Origin of the sequence: Methylobacterium sp. C1 (assembly GCF_001854385.1) — a bacterium.
GTDB lineage: Bacteria > Pseudomonadota > Alphaproteobacteria > Rhizobiales > Beijerinckiaceae > Methylobacterium > Methylobacterium radiotolerans.
The window spans coordinates 2715998-2729444 of sequence record NZ_CP017640.1; the positions used below are offsets into that span (position 1 = coordinate 2715998).

The 13447-nt window shown below is 72.1% G+C and carries 14 protein-coding genes; 10 read left to right on the forward strand and 4 right to left on the reverse strand.

Going from position 1 to position 13447, the window contains the following annotated elements; genetic code table 11:
- The first annotated feature begins 37 nt into the window (after positions 1 to 37).
- Positions 38 to 730, forward strand: coding sequence for an ABC transporter permease subunit (locus tag BKE41_RS12570; RefSeq protein ID WP_012319225.1), 693 nt, complete (start codon positions 38 to 40; stop codon positions 728 to 730).
- 152 nt (positions 731 to 882) lie between these two features.
- Positions 883 to 1611 (forward strand): amino acid ABC transporter ATP-binding protein, encoded by a 729-nt coding sequence (locus BKE41_RS12575; protein WP_024830078.1) that lies wholly within the window; start codon positions 883 to 885, stop codon positions 1609 to 1611.
- Between the two features lie 10 nt (positions 1612 to 1621).
- On the opposite strand, the gene BKE41_RS12580 is transcribed toward BKE41_RS12575, so the two are convergent.
- Positions 1622 to 2641, reverse strand: coding sequence for a gamma carbonic anhydrase family protein (locus tag BKE41_RS12580; protein ID WP_024830077.1), 1020 nt, complete (start codon positions 2639 to 2641; stop codon positions 1622 to 1624).
- Between the two features lie 167 nt (positions 2642 to 2808).
- On the opposite strand from BKE41_RS12580, the gene BKE41_RS12585 reads away from it, so the two are divergent.
- The gene (locus BKE41_RS12585) at positions 2809 to 3276 is read left to right on the forward strand and encodes a molybdenum cofactor biosynthesis protein MoaE (protein ID WP_024830076.1); all 468 of its coding nucleotides are present in this window, start codon (positions 2809 to 2811) and stop codon (positions 3274 to 3276) included.
- A 27-nt stretch (positions 3277 to 3303) separates the two neighbouring features.
- Here BKE41_RS12585 and BKE41_RS31635 read toward each other — a convergent pair whose 3' ends face one another.
- The gene (locus BKE41_RS31635; RefSeq protein ID WP_012319229.1) at positions 3304 to 3450 is read right to left on the reverse strand and encodes a hypothetical protein; all 147 of its coding nucleotides are present in this window, start codon (positions 3448 to 3450) and stop codon (positions 3304 to 3306) included.
- A 264-nt stretch (positions 3451 to 3714) separates the two neighbouring features.
- Here BKE41_RS31635 and BKE41_RS12590 point away from each other — a divergent pair, with 264 nt between their 5' ends.
- A complete protein-coding gene (locus tag BKE41_RS12590; protein ID WP_058606959.1) occupies positions 3715 to 4860 on the forward strand; it encodes an AI-2E family transporter in 1146 nt (381 codons plus the stop codon).
- Positions 4861 to 4947: 87 nt separating this feature from the next.
- Here BKE41_RS12590 and BKE41_RS12595 read toward each other — a convergent pair whose 3' ends face one another.
- The gene (locus tag BKE41_RS12595; RefSeq protein ID WP_070999486.1) at positions 4948 to 6180 is read right to left on the reverse strand and encodes an amidase; all 1233 of its coding nucleotides are present in this window, start codon (positions 6178 to 6180) and stop codon (positions 4948 to 4950) included.
- Between the two features lie 111 nt (positions 6181 to 6291).
- On the opposite strand from BKE41_RS12595, the gene BKE41_RS12600 reads away from it, so the two are divergent.
- The 5 genes from BKE41_RS12600 (at position 6292) to BKE41_RS12620 (ending at position 11092) form a co-directional block, all read left to right on the forward strand.
- The gene (locus BKE41_RS12600) at positions 6292 to 7287 is read left to right on the forward strand and encodes an extensin family protein (protein ID WP_012319232.1); all 996 of its coding nucleotides are present in this window, start codon (positions 6292 to 6294) and stop codon (positions 7285 to 7287) included.
- Positions 7288 to 7536: 249 nt separating this feature from the next.
- A complete protein-coding gene (locus BKE41_RS12605) occupies positions 7537 to 7998 on the forward strand; it encodes a hypothetical protein (RefSeq protein ID WP_012319233.1) in 462 nt (153 codons plus the stop codon).
- 2 nt (positions 7999 to 8000) lie between these two features.
- Positions 8001 to 8675, forward strand: coding sequence for a ribonuclease T2 (locus BKE41_RS12610; protein WP_063110167.1), 675 nt, complete (start codon positions 8001 to 8003; stop codon positions 8673 to 8675).
- 67 nt (positions 8676 to 8742) lie between these two features.
- Complete coding sequence (rlmJ, locus tag BKE41_RS12615; protein ID WP_070999487.1) at positions 8743 to 9591, forward strand: 23S rRNA (adenine(2030)-N(6))-methyltransferase RlmJ; 849 nt, start codon at positions 8743 to 8745, stop codon at positions 9589 to 9591.
- Positions 9592 to 9814: 223 nt separating this feature from the next.
- Positions 9815 to 11092, forward strand: a complete 1278-nt coding sequence (locus BKE41_RS12620; protein WP_012319236.1) for a porin — start codon at positions 9815 to 9817, stop codon at positions 11090 to 11092.
- 113 nt (positions 11093 to 11205) lie between these two features.
- On the opposite strand, the gene BKE41_RS12625 is transcribed toward BKE41_RS12620, so the two are convergent.
- Positions 11206 to 11745, reverse strand: coding sequence for a GNAT family N-acetyltransferase (locus BKE41_RS12625; RefSeq protein ID WP_029360021.1), 540 nt, complete (start codon positions 11743 to 11745; stop codon positions 11206 to 11208).
- 191 nt (positions 11746 to 11936) lie between these two features.
- On the opposite strand from BKE41_RS12625, the gene BKE41_RS12630 reads away from it, so the two are divergent.
- Positions 11937 to 13421 (forward strand): peptidoglycan DD-metalloendopeptidase family protein, encoded by a 1485-nt coding sequence (locus BKE41_RS12630; protein WP_058606960.1) that lies wholly within the window; start codon positions 11937 to 11939, stop codon positions 13419 to 13421.
- The last annotated feature ends 26 nt before the right edge of the window (positions 13422 to 13447 follow it).

Genomic DNA, 13447 nt, shown 5'->3' on the forward strand with positions numbered 1-13447 from the left:
CGCCACCCCGCCCGACGGCCACCGGTAACAGGCCCCGATGCTCTCGAACTTCGACTTCTCCGTCATCGTCTCGTCCCTGCCCTACCTGTTCGGTCAGGGCATGGTCTTCACCGTGACGCTCACCGCCATGGCGGCCGTGGGCGGCGTGATCATCGGCACGCTGCTGGCGATGGCGCGCCTGTCGGGCATTCCCGGCCTGTGGCACCTCGCCAAGGGCTACGTCGAGCTCTGCCGCTCGCTGCCGCTGGTGCTGGTGATCTTCTGGTTCTACTTCCTGGTGCCGTATATCGGCGCCTACCTGACCGGCTCCACGACGCCGATCCAGGTCGGCGCCTTCCCGTCGGCCCTGATCACCTTCATGGCCTTCGAGGCGGCCTACTTCTCGGAGATCATGCGCGCGGGCATCCAGTCGATCCCGAAGGGTCAGACGGCGGCCGCCCAGGCCCTCGGGATGAACTACTGGCAGACCATGGGCAACGTGATCCTGCCCCAGGCCTTCCGCAACATGCTGCCGCTGCTGCTGACGCAGACCATCATCCTCTTCCAGGACACGTCGCTGGTCTACGTGCTCTCGCTGACCGACTTCATGGGCGCCGCCTCGAAGGTCGCCCAGCGCGACGGCCGTCTCGTCGAGATGTATGTCTTCGCCGCGGTGGTCTATTTTGCGATCTGCTTCTCGGCCTCGTACCTCGTGCGCCGCCTGCAGCGCCGCGTGGCCATCATCCGCTGACCGACACTGGAGACCGTGTCATGACCTCGTCCCCGATGCCGGCCCCCACCGCCGCCGAACCCGTCGCCGATGCCAGCCACGCGCCGAAGGATGGCGGCCTGCAGCCCGGCAGCCTGATCTCCGGCGCGCCCGCGGCGGCCCCCGGCGAGACCATGATCGCCATCGACAACATCAGCAAATGGTACGGCGACTTCCAGGTGCTGACGAACTGCAGCACCCAGGTCGCCAAGGGCGAGGTCGTGGTCGTCTGCGGCCCCTCGGGCTCGGGCAAGTCGACCCTGATCAAGTGCGTCAACGCCCTGGAGCCGTTCCAGAAGGGCCAGATCACGGTGGCCGGCACGAAGGTTGCCGACAAGGCGACCAACCTGCCGAAGCTCCGCTCGCGGGTCGGCATGGTGTTCCAGCACTTCGAGCTGTTCCCGCACCTGTCGATCACCGACAACCTCACCATCGCCCAGCGCAAGGTGCTCGGCCGCGGCGCCGAGGACGCGAAGAAGCGCGGCCTCGACCTGCTCGCCCGCGTCGGCCTCGGCGCCCACGCGAACAAGTTCCCGGGGCAGCTCTCGGGCGGTCAGCAGCAGCGCGTCGCCATCGCCCGGGCGCTGGCCATGAACCCGGTGGTGATGCTGTTCGACGAGCCGACCTCGGCCCTCGACCCCGAGATGGTCGGCGAGGTGCTCGACGTGATGGTGGAGCTCGCCAAGGAAGGCATGACCATGATGGTCGTGACCCACGAGATGGGCTTCGCCCGCAAGGTCGCCGACCGGGTGATCTTCATGGATCGCGGCGAGATCGTCGAGGATGCCCGGAAGGACGAGTTCTTCGGCAGCCCGCGCTCCGAGCGCGCGCAGACCTTCCTGTCGAAGATCCTGCAGCACTGACGGCGGAGCGTCAGGCCAGCGCCTCCTGCGCGGCCCGGTATTCCCGGCCGTGCCGGCAGTAGCCCTCGACGATGCGGATCATCAGGGCGCGCTTCTCGGCGTCGAGGGGCGCGAGGATGCGGGCCGGGCGGCCGCCCCAGAGGTAGCCGGCCTCCAGGATCTGCCCGGGATCGGTGGTGGCTCCGGCCGCCAGCATGACGTCGTCGGCGATGAGGGTCCCCGACGCGATCGTCGCGCCGATGCCGATCAGCGCCCGCGCCCCGATCCGGCAATCGGCGATCCGGACATTGTGGGCGATGGTGGTATCGCGCCCGATCACCACCCCGTCGGCCCGGGTCCGGACGACCGTGTTGTCCTGGATGTTGGTGTCCGCGCCGACCACGATCGGTCCGACCTCCGCGTTCAGGTCGCAGCAGAACAGCACGCTCGCGCCGGCGCCGAGGCTGACCCGCCCGCGCAGGCGGGCGGTGCGCGCCACGAAGACGCTGTCCTCGATCTCCGGCGCGTCTCCCGGCGGAAGCGCGGGCCCGTCGCCCATCCGCTCGCGCACCCGCTCGGCACGCTCGGCGACCTCGTCGGATCCGATCGCGCGGCTGGGGCGGGCCGGGCTGCCCGCGTAGGCGAAGCCGCCGGGCAGCGTCGCCCGGGGGAAGACCGTCGCGCCGGCCTCGATCACCGCGCCGTCGCCGATCTCGGCCCCGTCGAGGATCACCACGTCGTCCTCGACGACCACGTCGGAGCCGAGGGTGCAGGCGTGGACGACGCTGTTCCGCCCGACCGTGACCCGGTCGCCGACCCGCGTGCCGTGCGTCCGGGTGGCGATGTGCACCGTCGAGCGGTGTCCGAGCCAGAAGCGGTCGCCGAGGGTGACGGTCTGGCCGTCGGCGCGGATCACCGCCTCGTCGCCGATCCAGGCCTGCGCGCCGATCCGGGCCGCGCCGATCACCGTGCTGCCGCGGCCGCACCAGACGGGGCGACTGGCGAAGTCCGGCTGCACGCCGTCGTAGGGCAGGATCAGGTCGGGGGTCACGCGGGTATCCTTCTCCAGCGCCGTCCGGAGCGCGCGGGGACATCCGGACGATGGCGGGCCGCGCGCCGGGCCGGCAGGGCGCGACGGACCGTGTCATATAGAGGCGGGACCGGGTGTGACAGGGACGGGGCTGGTCGGCGAAGCCGCGGACTCCTATGGATCGGGCCATGAGCGCCCCCGTCCCGAGCGTCGGCATCCAGGCCGAGCCCTTCGACACCGCCGCCGAGATCGCCGGCCTGAGCGCCGCGCTGGGGGGCCGGGCGGGCGCCGTCGTGACCTTCACCGGCCTGTGCCGCGACGAGGGCGGGCGGCTGACAGCCCTGGAGCTGGAACACTACCCCGGTATGGCCGAGGCGGAGATCCGGCGGGTTGCCGACGAGGCGATGGCCCGCTGGCCGCTCCAGGCCCTCCGGGTGATCCACCGGCACGGCTTGGTCCGCCCGGGCGACGGCATCGTGCTGGTGGTCACCGCCGCCAGCCATCGGGTCGCGGCCTTCGAGGCCGCTGACTTCCTGATGGACTACCTCAAGACGCGCGCCCCGTTCTGGAAGCGGGAGCACCTCGCCGACGGCACGACCGGCGGCTGGGTCGACGCGACGGCCCAGGACGAGGTCGCGGCCGGCCGCTGGGGCTGAGGGCCGTGTCCCGGGCCGCGGCGGGCGCTACACGATCAGCGCGTTGAGCAGCACCGCGGCCGCGGCACCGGCGACCGCGATCCCGAGCAGGACCACGCTGCTGAGCTGATCGCCGGTATCGACGGTCTGGCCCGGGCCGAGGGAACGAACGTACGTGTCGCCGTGGTTGCTCATGGGGATCCTCCTGATCGGCCGGAGCCTGTGCTCCGGCTGCGTGCGCGGACAACGCGCGGGGAGCCGTCCGGTCCCAGGGGCGGCGCGCCGCCGCGGCGCTGGAGAGACGGTCGATCAGGATATTTCGCGGCGCCGAGCGAGCCGGAGGCGTCGCTCACCGGCGCGGAACGGCCTTTTCGCGGCGCATCACCCCGGGAACCCGCGCGCCCGCACTTGACCCCCGAGGGCCCGCGGCGTTCGTGAGCCCGCGGTGCAGGAGTGACGATGTCGGACAGCAGGCTCGAGGATCTGGACGGCCCGATCGGGCCCTGGCGCGGGGCGGCGCCGCTGGCGGCCTCCGGGATCGCCGTGGTGTGCTTCGTGGCGGCGCTGGCCCTGGCCTGGATGTCGGCCGGCACGCTGCTGCTGATCTTCGCCGGGGTCCTCCTCGGCGTGTTCCTCGACGGCCTGACCCGCGGGCTCGGCCGTGTCCTGCCCCTGCCGCGGGGCGTGCGGCTGTCCATCGCCAGCGTCGCGGTCGCGGTCGCGGTGATCGGCTTCGGGAGCTACGGCGGCGCCACCATCGTGCAGCAGGGCCGCGACCTCGGGACGACGATCAAGAATCAGGCCGGAACCGTCACGGGCTGGCTGTCCGAGCGCGGCATCGACGTGCCGAGCCTCGCGCCGCAGGGCGGGGGGAAGGACGGCTCGACGGATTCGGGCCAGCGCGAGGGCGGACTCGGCGGTCTCGCCAACGGACTCCTGAAGGGCAGCAGCTCGATCGTCTCGGATGCCGGCAGCGTCCTCGGTCCGGCCGCGGCCGTGATCCTCGGCCTGTTCGACGCCCTCGGCAACGTCCTGGTGATCGCCTTCCTGGGGCTGGCCTTCGCGGCCGACCCGAAGGCCTACCGCGACGGCGCGGTCCGGTTCGTGCCGCCGGCGAAGCGCTGGCGCGCCAGCCAGGTTCTCGACGGGGCCGGCGAGACCCTTCGCCACTGGCTGTTCGGCCAGCTGATCATCATGGCGGTGATCTTCCTGTGCACCTGGGCCGGCCTCGCCTTCCTGGGCATCGGCGGCGCGCTGATCCTGGGCCTGCAGGCGGGGCTGCTCGCCTTCGTGCCCACGGTCGGGCCGCTGGTGGCGGGCCTCGTCATCGTCCTGGCCGCCCTGGCCTCGGGCACGAAGGCGGTCATCGGCGCGATCGGCGTCTATCTCGCGGTCCAGTGCCTGGAGAGCTACGGCCTGACGCCGTTCATCCAGAAACGGGCGCTCGACATCCCGCCGGCCACGATCTTCGCCGGCCAGCTGATCCTCGGCGTGATCTTCGGGCTGTGGGGCATCGCCCTCGCCCTGCCGCTGATGGCAGTGATCAAGGTCCTGCTGGAGCAGCTCTACGTGGAGGACACGCTCCACGAGCAGCCGAGCCACTGAGCGTCCCGGGCTCCCGCGCCGTCCGTCCGGGCTCCGCTCCGCAGTTCCGGACGGACGGCGCGTGGCCGCGTCGACGGGCGCGGCCGGTCAGCCGCGCAGGGCGGCCTCGATCATCCGGGCCACCGCCAGGGCCCGGCCGTCGTCGCCGAAGCGGCCGATCACCTGGACGCCCACCGGCAGGCGGTGGCCGGGCACCGGCACGTTCACGCAGGGCACGCCCATCAGCGTCCACAGCTGGTTGAAGCGCGGGTCGCCGGTCGAGACCAGGGTCGCGGGTGCCGGGCCCGGCGCCGAGAAGGTCAGGATCGCGTCGTAATCGGCGAAGAGGCCCTTCAGCACCCGCCGGGCGTGATGGCCGTGGCGGCGCGCGTCGTCGTACTGGGCCGGGCTGATCGCCGCCCCGTCATCGAGGTGCGCGCGGGTCCGGGGCGGGAGCGCGTCGGCCTGCGTGTCGTACTCCCAGGCCAGCGCCAGCCGGCCCTCGTAGTTCTGGATGAGACGGTGGCGCTCCCAGGCCTGTGCCAGCTCCTGCGGCAGGACGAGGTCGCTCGCCCGCGCCCCGGACCGCTCGGCCGCCTGCCGGGCGCGGGTGAGCGCGGCCTCGGCCTCCGGCTCGGGGTCCCCGGCGAAGTCCTGCCGCACCACGGCGATGCGCGGCGCCGAGCCCGCCTCCGCCCGCTCGATCTCCGGCCGCCCGGTGACGAGCGCGAGGGCGTGCGCGACGTCCGCGACCCCGGCGGCGAACAGCCCGACCGTGTCGAGGGCCCACGAGTAGGTCTTCACGCCGACCGTGGGGATCAGCCGGAACGACGGCTTCACCGCCGCGCAGCCGCAGAAGCTCGCGGGCCGGATCACCGAGCCCGCCGTCTGCGTGCCCAGGGCCAGCGGCAGCATCCCGGCGCCGACGGCAGCGGCCGAGCCCGCCGAGGAGCCCCCCGGCGTGTGGCCGGGATCGTGCGGGTTGACCGTCTCGGTGGGATCGCTGCTCGCGAAGGCCGTCGTGGTGGTCTTGGCGAGGGCGACGGCCCCGAGCTGCTTCAGCTGGCTCACGACCGCGGCGTCGCCCCGGGGCATCCAGCCCGCGTAGATCGGCGAGCCCATCTGGCTCGGCAGGCCCGCGCTGTCGATGATGTCCTTCACGCCGACCGCGATGCCGGCGAGCGGCCCGGTCTCGGGGATCGCCGGAGCCGGATCGAGGGTGACCAGCGCGTGCAGGTCCGGCTCCCGCGCGGCGATCGCGGCGCGGCACAGGTCGATCGCGCCCGCGGGCGTCAGGGTGCCGGCTTCGATGCGGGCGCGGATGTCGAGAAGCGAGAGCATAATGCATTCAGTCCGGGGTCCGCGGCGCTGTCAACCGAGACGCCACAGCCCGCGGCATTCCCGAAACGCCGTTGACGAACGCTTTACGCGACCGTGCGCATCGTCCGGGTCATGTGGCGTGGCGTATCCCTGTTCTCGGCCCTGGCGCTGTTCGGTGCGGGCCTCACCGCGTGCTCGATCAACCATTTCGAGCGACGCGAGCCGTGGCGCGACCAGGCGGAGCAGGTCTGCCTGGCCAAGAAGCTTGTCGAGCCCTCGGAGTACATCACGCCGATCGCGGCGATGGACGGCCCGGGCCCCTGCGGGATGCAGCAGCCGTTCCGGGTGACGCGGCTCGGCGGCGGTTCCGTGCTGCTGAAGCAGCGGATGACGCTGGGCTGCCCGGCGCTGGCCGAGGCCGAGGCGTGGCTCGCCGACACGATCCAGCCGGCCGCCAACCTCTACTTCGGCGTACCCGTGGCCGAGATCAACGCCGGCTCCTATTCCTGCCGCGGCCGCAACAACCAGCCCGGCGCCAAGCTCTCCGAGCACGGTTTCGGGAACGCGATCGACGTGATGTCGATCAAGCTCGCCGACGGCCACGTGATCACCGTCAAGGGCGGCTGGCGCGGCACGGAGGCCGAGCAGGGCTTCCTGCGCGAGATCTTCCTGGGCGCCTGCCAGCGCTTCACCACCGTGCTGGCGCCGGGCTCCAACGTGTTCCACTACGACCACATCCACGTCGACCTCGCCCGGCACGACCCGCGCGGTCTGCGGCGGATCTGCAAGCCGCTGATCAAGTTCACGCCGCAGCTCGGCACCGGCGCCGAGCGGCCGCTGAGCCGTCCGGTCCCGCCGCAGCGCCAGCCCGCCGGCCCGCAGGCACCGGTGGACGTGGAGGAGGACGATCCCTACGGCGTGTCGCCGATGTCGAAGGCCGGGAGCGCGACCCAGGTCGCCCGGGCGCCGGCCCGGCCCCTCGACCGCCCGGCCGCGGCCTCGGCCTACACCGCGGCGCCGCCCGTGCGGCCGGCGCCGCGGGTCGCCGCCGCCCACGAGGAGCCCGCGCAGGACTACGACGAGCCGCTGCAGCTCGGCGCGCCGCCGAGCGCTGAGCCGATCTACTGAGAGACGGGCGCGGCTCCCCGGCTCCGCGCCGGGCGCCGGTCCGAAGGCCATCCGTCCGGATGCGCCCCCGGGAGGACGGAGCCGGATCCGGCCGAGCACCGGTCCCGCATCTGACCTCGACCGACGACTGTAGCGGCCGCGCCGCACAGGCCGTCAAAGCGCCGGCGCGGGGCTGCCGGAGCTTGACTGGCGGCGCGGCCAAGCCATCGTTCGCGGATGCAGGATCGCACATCCGTCGAGGCACGCGCCATGCGCCCGGTCTTTCACGGCTTCGCCCTCGGGCTGGCCCTTCTCGCCCTGGCCCAGCCGGCGCTCGCCCGCTCGGCCCGGGAGGACATCGAGCCCGCCGAGGAGCGGATCTTCCCGTTCGACGCGCAGATCCCGGGCTGCCAGGACCCGTCGGTGCTGGAGCGGGTCTCGACCAACTTCGCCGAGAAGGAGGCGAAGTTCTGGAACTCGTCGATGACGATCCTGTCCTTCGACACGATCGAGCGCACCGCGTGGCGGCCCTGGGGCCTCGACACCTATCCGCGCCGGTTCTGCACCGCGACCGTGACCACCTCCGACGGGGTCCGCCGCAAGGTCGACTACTCGGTGCGCGAGAGCCTCGGGATCATCGGGGCGACCTGGGGCGTCGAGTTCTGCATCCACGGGCTCGACCGGGACCTCTCCTACGCCTACGCCACCGCCTGCCGGATGGCGCGTCCCTGACCATGCGCGGGCGCGCCGCCGGCCTCGCGGGCCTGCTCCTCGCCGGGTCGGTCGCCGCCCCGGCGGTCGCCCAGGATTACGGCGGCTTCGCCCGCCGCGGCACGCCGGGCGACTTCGATTTCTACGTCCTCGCCCTGTCCTGGTCGCCGACCTACTGCGCGGGGCCGGGCGCCCGCCGGGACGACGTCCAGTGCGCCCCCGGGCGCGGCCTCGGCTTCGTCGTCCACGGCCTGTGGCCGCAATACGCGAGCGGCTACCCGCAGAACTGCTCGGCGGTGAACCGCGCGCCGACCCGGCAGGCCATGGAGGTCGCCGGGCAGGTCTACCCGAGCGAGGGTCTCGCCCGCTACGAGTGGCGCAAGCACGGCACCTGCTCGGGGCTCGATCCCGCCGCCTACTTCGCGGCCGCCCGCGCGGCGCGGCTCGCGGTGACGATCCCCGACGCGCTCAAGGGCGGTGCCCCGCCGCAGAGCCTCGCGCCGATCGAGATCGCCCGGCAGTTCGTGACGGCCAATCGCGGCCTGCGCCCCGACATGATGGCGGTCACCTGCACCCGCGGGCAGCTGCAAGAGGTCCGGATCTGCTTCGGCAAGGACCTGCGCGGCTTCACCCCCTGCCCCGAGGTCGCCCGCGGCAATTGCCGGGCGCCCGAAGTGAGTCTCGACGCCGCCCGCTGAGTTTTTTTCGGCCTTTCGCGCGCCGGACCCTGGACCCGGCGCCCGGGATCGGCTTGAGCGCGCTGCCATGAACTATCGGCACGCCTTCCACGCCGGCAACCACGCCGACGTCCTCAAGCACCTCGTCCTGGCGCGGGTGCTCGACCACCTGCGCCTCAAGGACAAGCCGTTCCGGGCGCTGGACGCCTTCGCGGGGCTCGGCGTTTACGATCTCGAGGCCGACGAGGCGGCCCGCACCGGCGAGTGGCGGGACGGCTGGGGCCGGATGGCGGCGCCCTTCGCGCCGGAGGTGGAGGCGCTGCTGGCGCCCTACCGCGCCGCGGTGGCGGCGGTGCGGGCGCGCCACGGTGACACCGCCTATCCGGGTTCGCCGGCCGTGATCCGCGAGGCGCTCCGCCCCGGCGACAAGGGCGTGTTCGTCGAGTTGCACCCGGCGGACGCCGCGACCCTCCAAGGCCGCTACGCCCGCGATGCCCGCACCAAGGTGATGAACCTCGACGGCTGGACCGCGATCAACGCGCAGATCCCGCCGCCGGAGCGGCGCGGCCTCGTGCTGATCGATCCCCCCTACGAGATGCCCGGAGAGATCGAGCGCCTCGGCGCCCATCTCGCCCGCGCGGTGGCGAAGTGGCCGACCGGGCTGTTCCTGGCCTGGTACCCGATCAAGGACGCCGCGGTCCTGGACCGGATGGTCCGCGACCTCGGCGCCGCCCTGCCCCGCCCGGCCCTGCGCCTCGACCTGCTCATCGACCGGCCGGGCGATCCGACGCGGCTCACCGGCAGCGGCCTGATCGTGGTCAACCCGCCCTGGCGCCTCGCCGAGGAGGCGATGCTGTTCCTGCCGGCGCTCGCCGAACGCCTCGCCCGGCAGGACTTCGGAGGGTTTCGCTGCGATCCGATCGGCCCCGCCGACTGACTCGGTAGAATTGGCGAGCCCGGCGGAAGTCCTCCGGCTCCGCGCGGAAGGAAAGGGCCGGGGTTCCGATACAAATGTGGCGGCAAAGTCACATTTCCGCATCGAACGTGATCAGCGATACGGAACTGCCTAAAAATTATGCAACTGCTTCATGTTTGATTTTGTGTCAATCGCGTCGCGATGTCAGCTTGGCCGTGGACGAATCCGAACGAGCTGCGACACCATGCTGAAGCGATCCACCCTGGCCGGCCTGGCCACCGTGCTGCTGTCCTCGACCAGCATTCTCGCGGCCGATCTGGCTGCCCCGGCGCCGGTTCCCGTCGCGCCCCCTGCCGAGCCCTGCAAGGCCACGCTGCTCGGCCCGGCCTACAGCGGCGTGATCAAGGCCAATCCCAATCCGAGCTGCTTCTCGGCCGGCCCGCTGGGCGACCTCTACGTCGGCGGCGCGATCACCGGCTACGGCTACACCCAGTCGAACCCGTTCGCGTCGTTCTCGACGCCGGCGGCCCCCAACGACCGCGACCGCGCGGCCCGGTTCGACTTCTCGAACGTCCAGGGCATCATCCAGAAGCCCGAGGGCGCGTTCCAGTTCTACATCCAGGCCGGCGGCTACTCGATCCCGCAGCTCGGCTTCCCCACGCTCGGCACCTTCACCCAGACCGACCTGCTGTTCGGCCCGGTCCCGGTCGCCTACGGCAAGATCCAGATCAACGATGAGTGGTCGGTCCAGGGCGGCCGGATGTTCACGCTGATCGGCACCGAGCTGCTGTTCACCTACCAGAACCTGAACATCAACCGCGGCCTCCTGTTCGTGCAGGAGAACTTCATCAACCAGGGCGTGCAGGTCAACTACAGCAGCGGCCCGCTCTCGGTGTCGCTCGCCGGCACGGACGGCTTCTTCTCCAACGAGATCACGTGGTTCACCGGTAACGTCGCCTACAAGCTCGACGACTACAACACGATCGGCGTCAACGGCGGCCTGAACGTCGGCCGGACCAACGCCCTCGACCGCAGCCCGCGCTACCAGTTCGCGACGCCGAACCTCCAGCAGAACAGCGGCATCTTCAACATCAACTACACCTACGCGAACGGTCCGTGGATCATCTCGCCCTACTTCCAGTTCACCAACGTCGAGCGTGACCTGCGCGTCGGCATCGGCAACTCGGCCTCGACCTACGGCGGCGCGCTGCTGGCGGCCTACTCGTTCACCGACAACTTCGCCCTGGCCGGCCGCGTCGAGTACACCGAGCAGACGGGCGTCCGCGGCTCGGGCGGCACCAACCTGCTGGGCTTCGGCGCGGGCAGCAACGCCTTCTCGGTGACCGTCACGCCGACCTTCACCTTCGACCGCTACTTCTTCCGCGTGGAGTACGCCCACGTCGAACTCGGCGGGATCACGCGCGGCAATCTCGCGGAGGGCACGCTCGGCACCGGCTTCGGCCGCACCGGCAACCGCACCTCGCAGGACCGCTACATGGTCGAGACCGGCATCACCTTCTGATCGGACCGCCCGGTCCGGCTCAGGACGCCGCCCGTCAGCGAGCCCCCGGCCTCAGGCCGGGGGCTTTTTTCATGGCCGCGCCATCGATCCCGGCCCGGCTCGATCCCCGGGGGTCAGGTCCGCCTGAGCAGGCGCCGGCCCGGCCGGTGGCCCTCCTCGCCGGTGTCGCGGAAGCCGAGCTTCTCCAGCAGGCCCCAGGAGGCGACGTTGGCGGGGCGGCACTCCGCCACGACGACGCGCGCCGGGAAGCGCCCGCCGAGGAGCCCGAGGATCGCCGAGACGGCCTCGTAGGCGTAGCCGCGCCCGCGGGCGGCGCCGCCGACCCAGTACCCGATCTCGATCGTGCCGGCGCCGCGCAGGTGCGTGCCGAAGACGCCGACGAGCGCGCGCCCGGCCGAATCGGGAGCGCCGTCCCGCGTCCAGGCGCCGAGGAAGCAGTCCCGGCCCCGCGCGCCGCTGCGAATCAGGTCCTCGGCATCCTGCAGGGTGAACGGCGTCGGCAGGAAATCCACCGCCGCGGTGATCGCCGGATCGTCGGTGAGCGCGCGGACGGCCGGCGCGTCCGCGGGCCGCAGGGCGGCGATCGTGAGACGCGCCGTCTCGATCGCCGGCAGGTCGGCCAGGGTGTCGCGCGCGCCGCGGATGGTAAACATGGTTTCGATGTGGGGTGCCGGCCGGTTACGAAAAGGGACGATCCCGCGCTCGGGAATCATCCCCGGCACCGCGCGAAAACCTTGCGCCTACCTTCGCTCCAGGGTCGCAGACAGCCTGAACGGGAACGGTTGCTTAACCTGAATCCGTCTTCATTGGCGCATCAGGTTGCGTCAGGCAAACGGGTGCGTCGATGCGGGTGCGCGGTACGGGTCAGATGTTGCGGACGCTGTCGCGCGTCGCGCTCATCGGCATCATCGGCGGTGCGGCTGCCGCCTGTTCCTCGGACGCGTCGCGTCTGACCAACCCGTTCTCGAACCCGTTCGACTCGGAACCCGCCGCCACCGGCAGCCTGCCGGATGGGAGCCTCAAATCCGTGCCGCCGGTCCGGACCGGCCGCATCCAGTCGGAGGCGCTCGGCGCGCCCGCCGCGGCGCGGCCGTCCGCCGCCGCGACGCCGGCCCAGACCAACGCCGCCGCCCCCGCGACCCGCGTCGCCTCGACCGGCAAGGTTGGCTGGAGCGCCGAGGGTGGCACGCAGATCACCGTGTCGCGCAACGACAGCCTGAACCAGATGTCGACCCGCTTCGGCGTGCCCGCCTCGGCGATCCTGGCCGCCAACGGCCTGAGCAACGCGAACCAGATCACGCCCGGCCGCCAGATCGTGATCCCGGTCTACAACGCCTCCGGGCTGAACCCCGCCGCGTCCCCGATGACCGCCCGGCCGGCCCGGGCCGCCGAGGAGAAGCGCGAGGACGCCAAGCAGGTCGAGAACAAGATCGCGACCAAGCGCGAGGAGGCCAAGGAGGCCGCCAAGGAGGCCGCCCAGAAGCTCGCCGAGGCGAAGGCCGCCAAGGAAGCCGCGCAGAAGGCCGCCGCCGCCGAGAAGGAGGCGGAGCGCAAGGAGGCGCTCGCCCGCGACGCCGCCGCCCGCAAGGTCGCCGACGCCAAGTCCCGCAAGGACGTCGCCCTGAAGGAGGGCGAGAAGCCGAAGCACGTGCGTCCCGGACAGGTCGCCAAGGCGGACGAGAAGAAGGCCGACGAGAAGAAGGCGGATCCGAAGGCCGAGGCCAAGGCCAAGGCCGAAGCGAAGGCTCAGGAGGCCAAGGCGGAGGCGAAGGCCGCCGCGAAGGCGGAGGCCGCCCAGAAGCTCGCCGAGGCGAAGGCCGCCAAGGAGGCCGCCCAGAAGGCCGCCGCCGCCGAGAAGGTCGAGAAGGTCGCCGCCAAGGAGGCGCCGAAGGCGGCCCCGGTCGCGGCCGCCGCGCCGGCCAAGCCGGAGCCCGCCGCCACCGGCTCGGTGGCCGAGGCGACGGAGAACTTCCGCTGGCCCGCCAAGGGCCGGGTGATCTCCGGCTACGGCACCTCCGGCAACGAGGGCATCAACATCGCCGTCCCCGAGGGCACCCCGGTCAAGGCCGCCGAGGAGGGCACGGTCGCCTACGCCGGGTCCGACGTGAAGGGCTACGGCAAGCTGGTCCTCGTGCGCCACGCCAACGGCTACGTCTCGGCCTACGCCCACAACGGCGAGATCGACGTGAAGCCCGGCGACAAGGTCAAGCGCGGCCAGACCATCGCGAAGTCGGGTGCCTCCGGCAACGTGACCTCGCCGCAGCTGCACTTCGAGATCCGCAAGGGCGGCGCGCCCGTGGACCCGATGTCCCAGCTCGCCAGCAACTGAGGCGGACGGCGCGGGGCCGAGGCCGG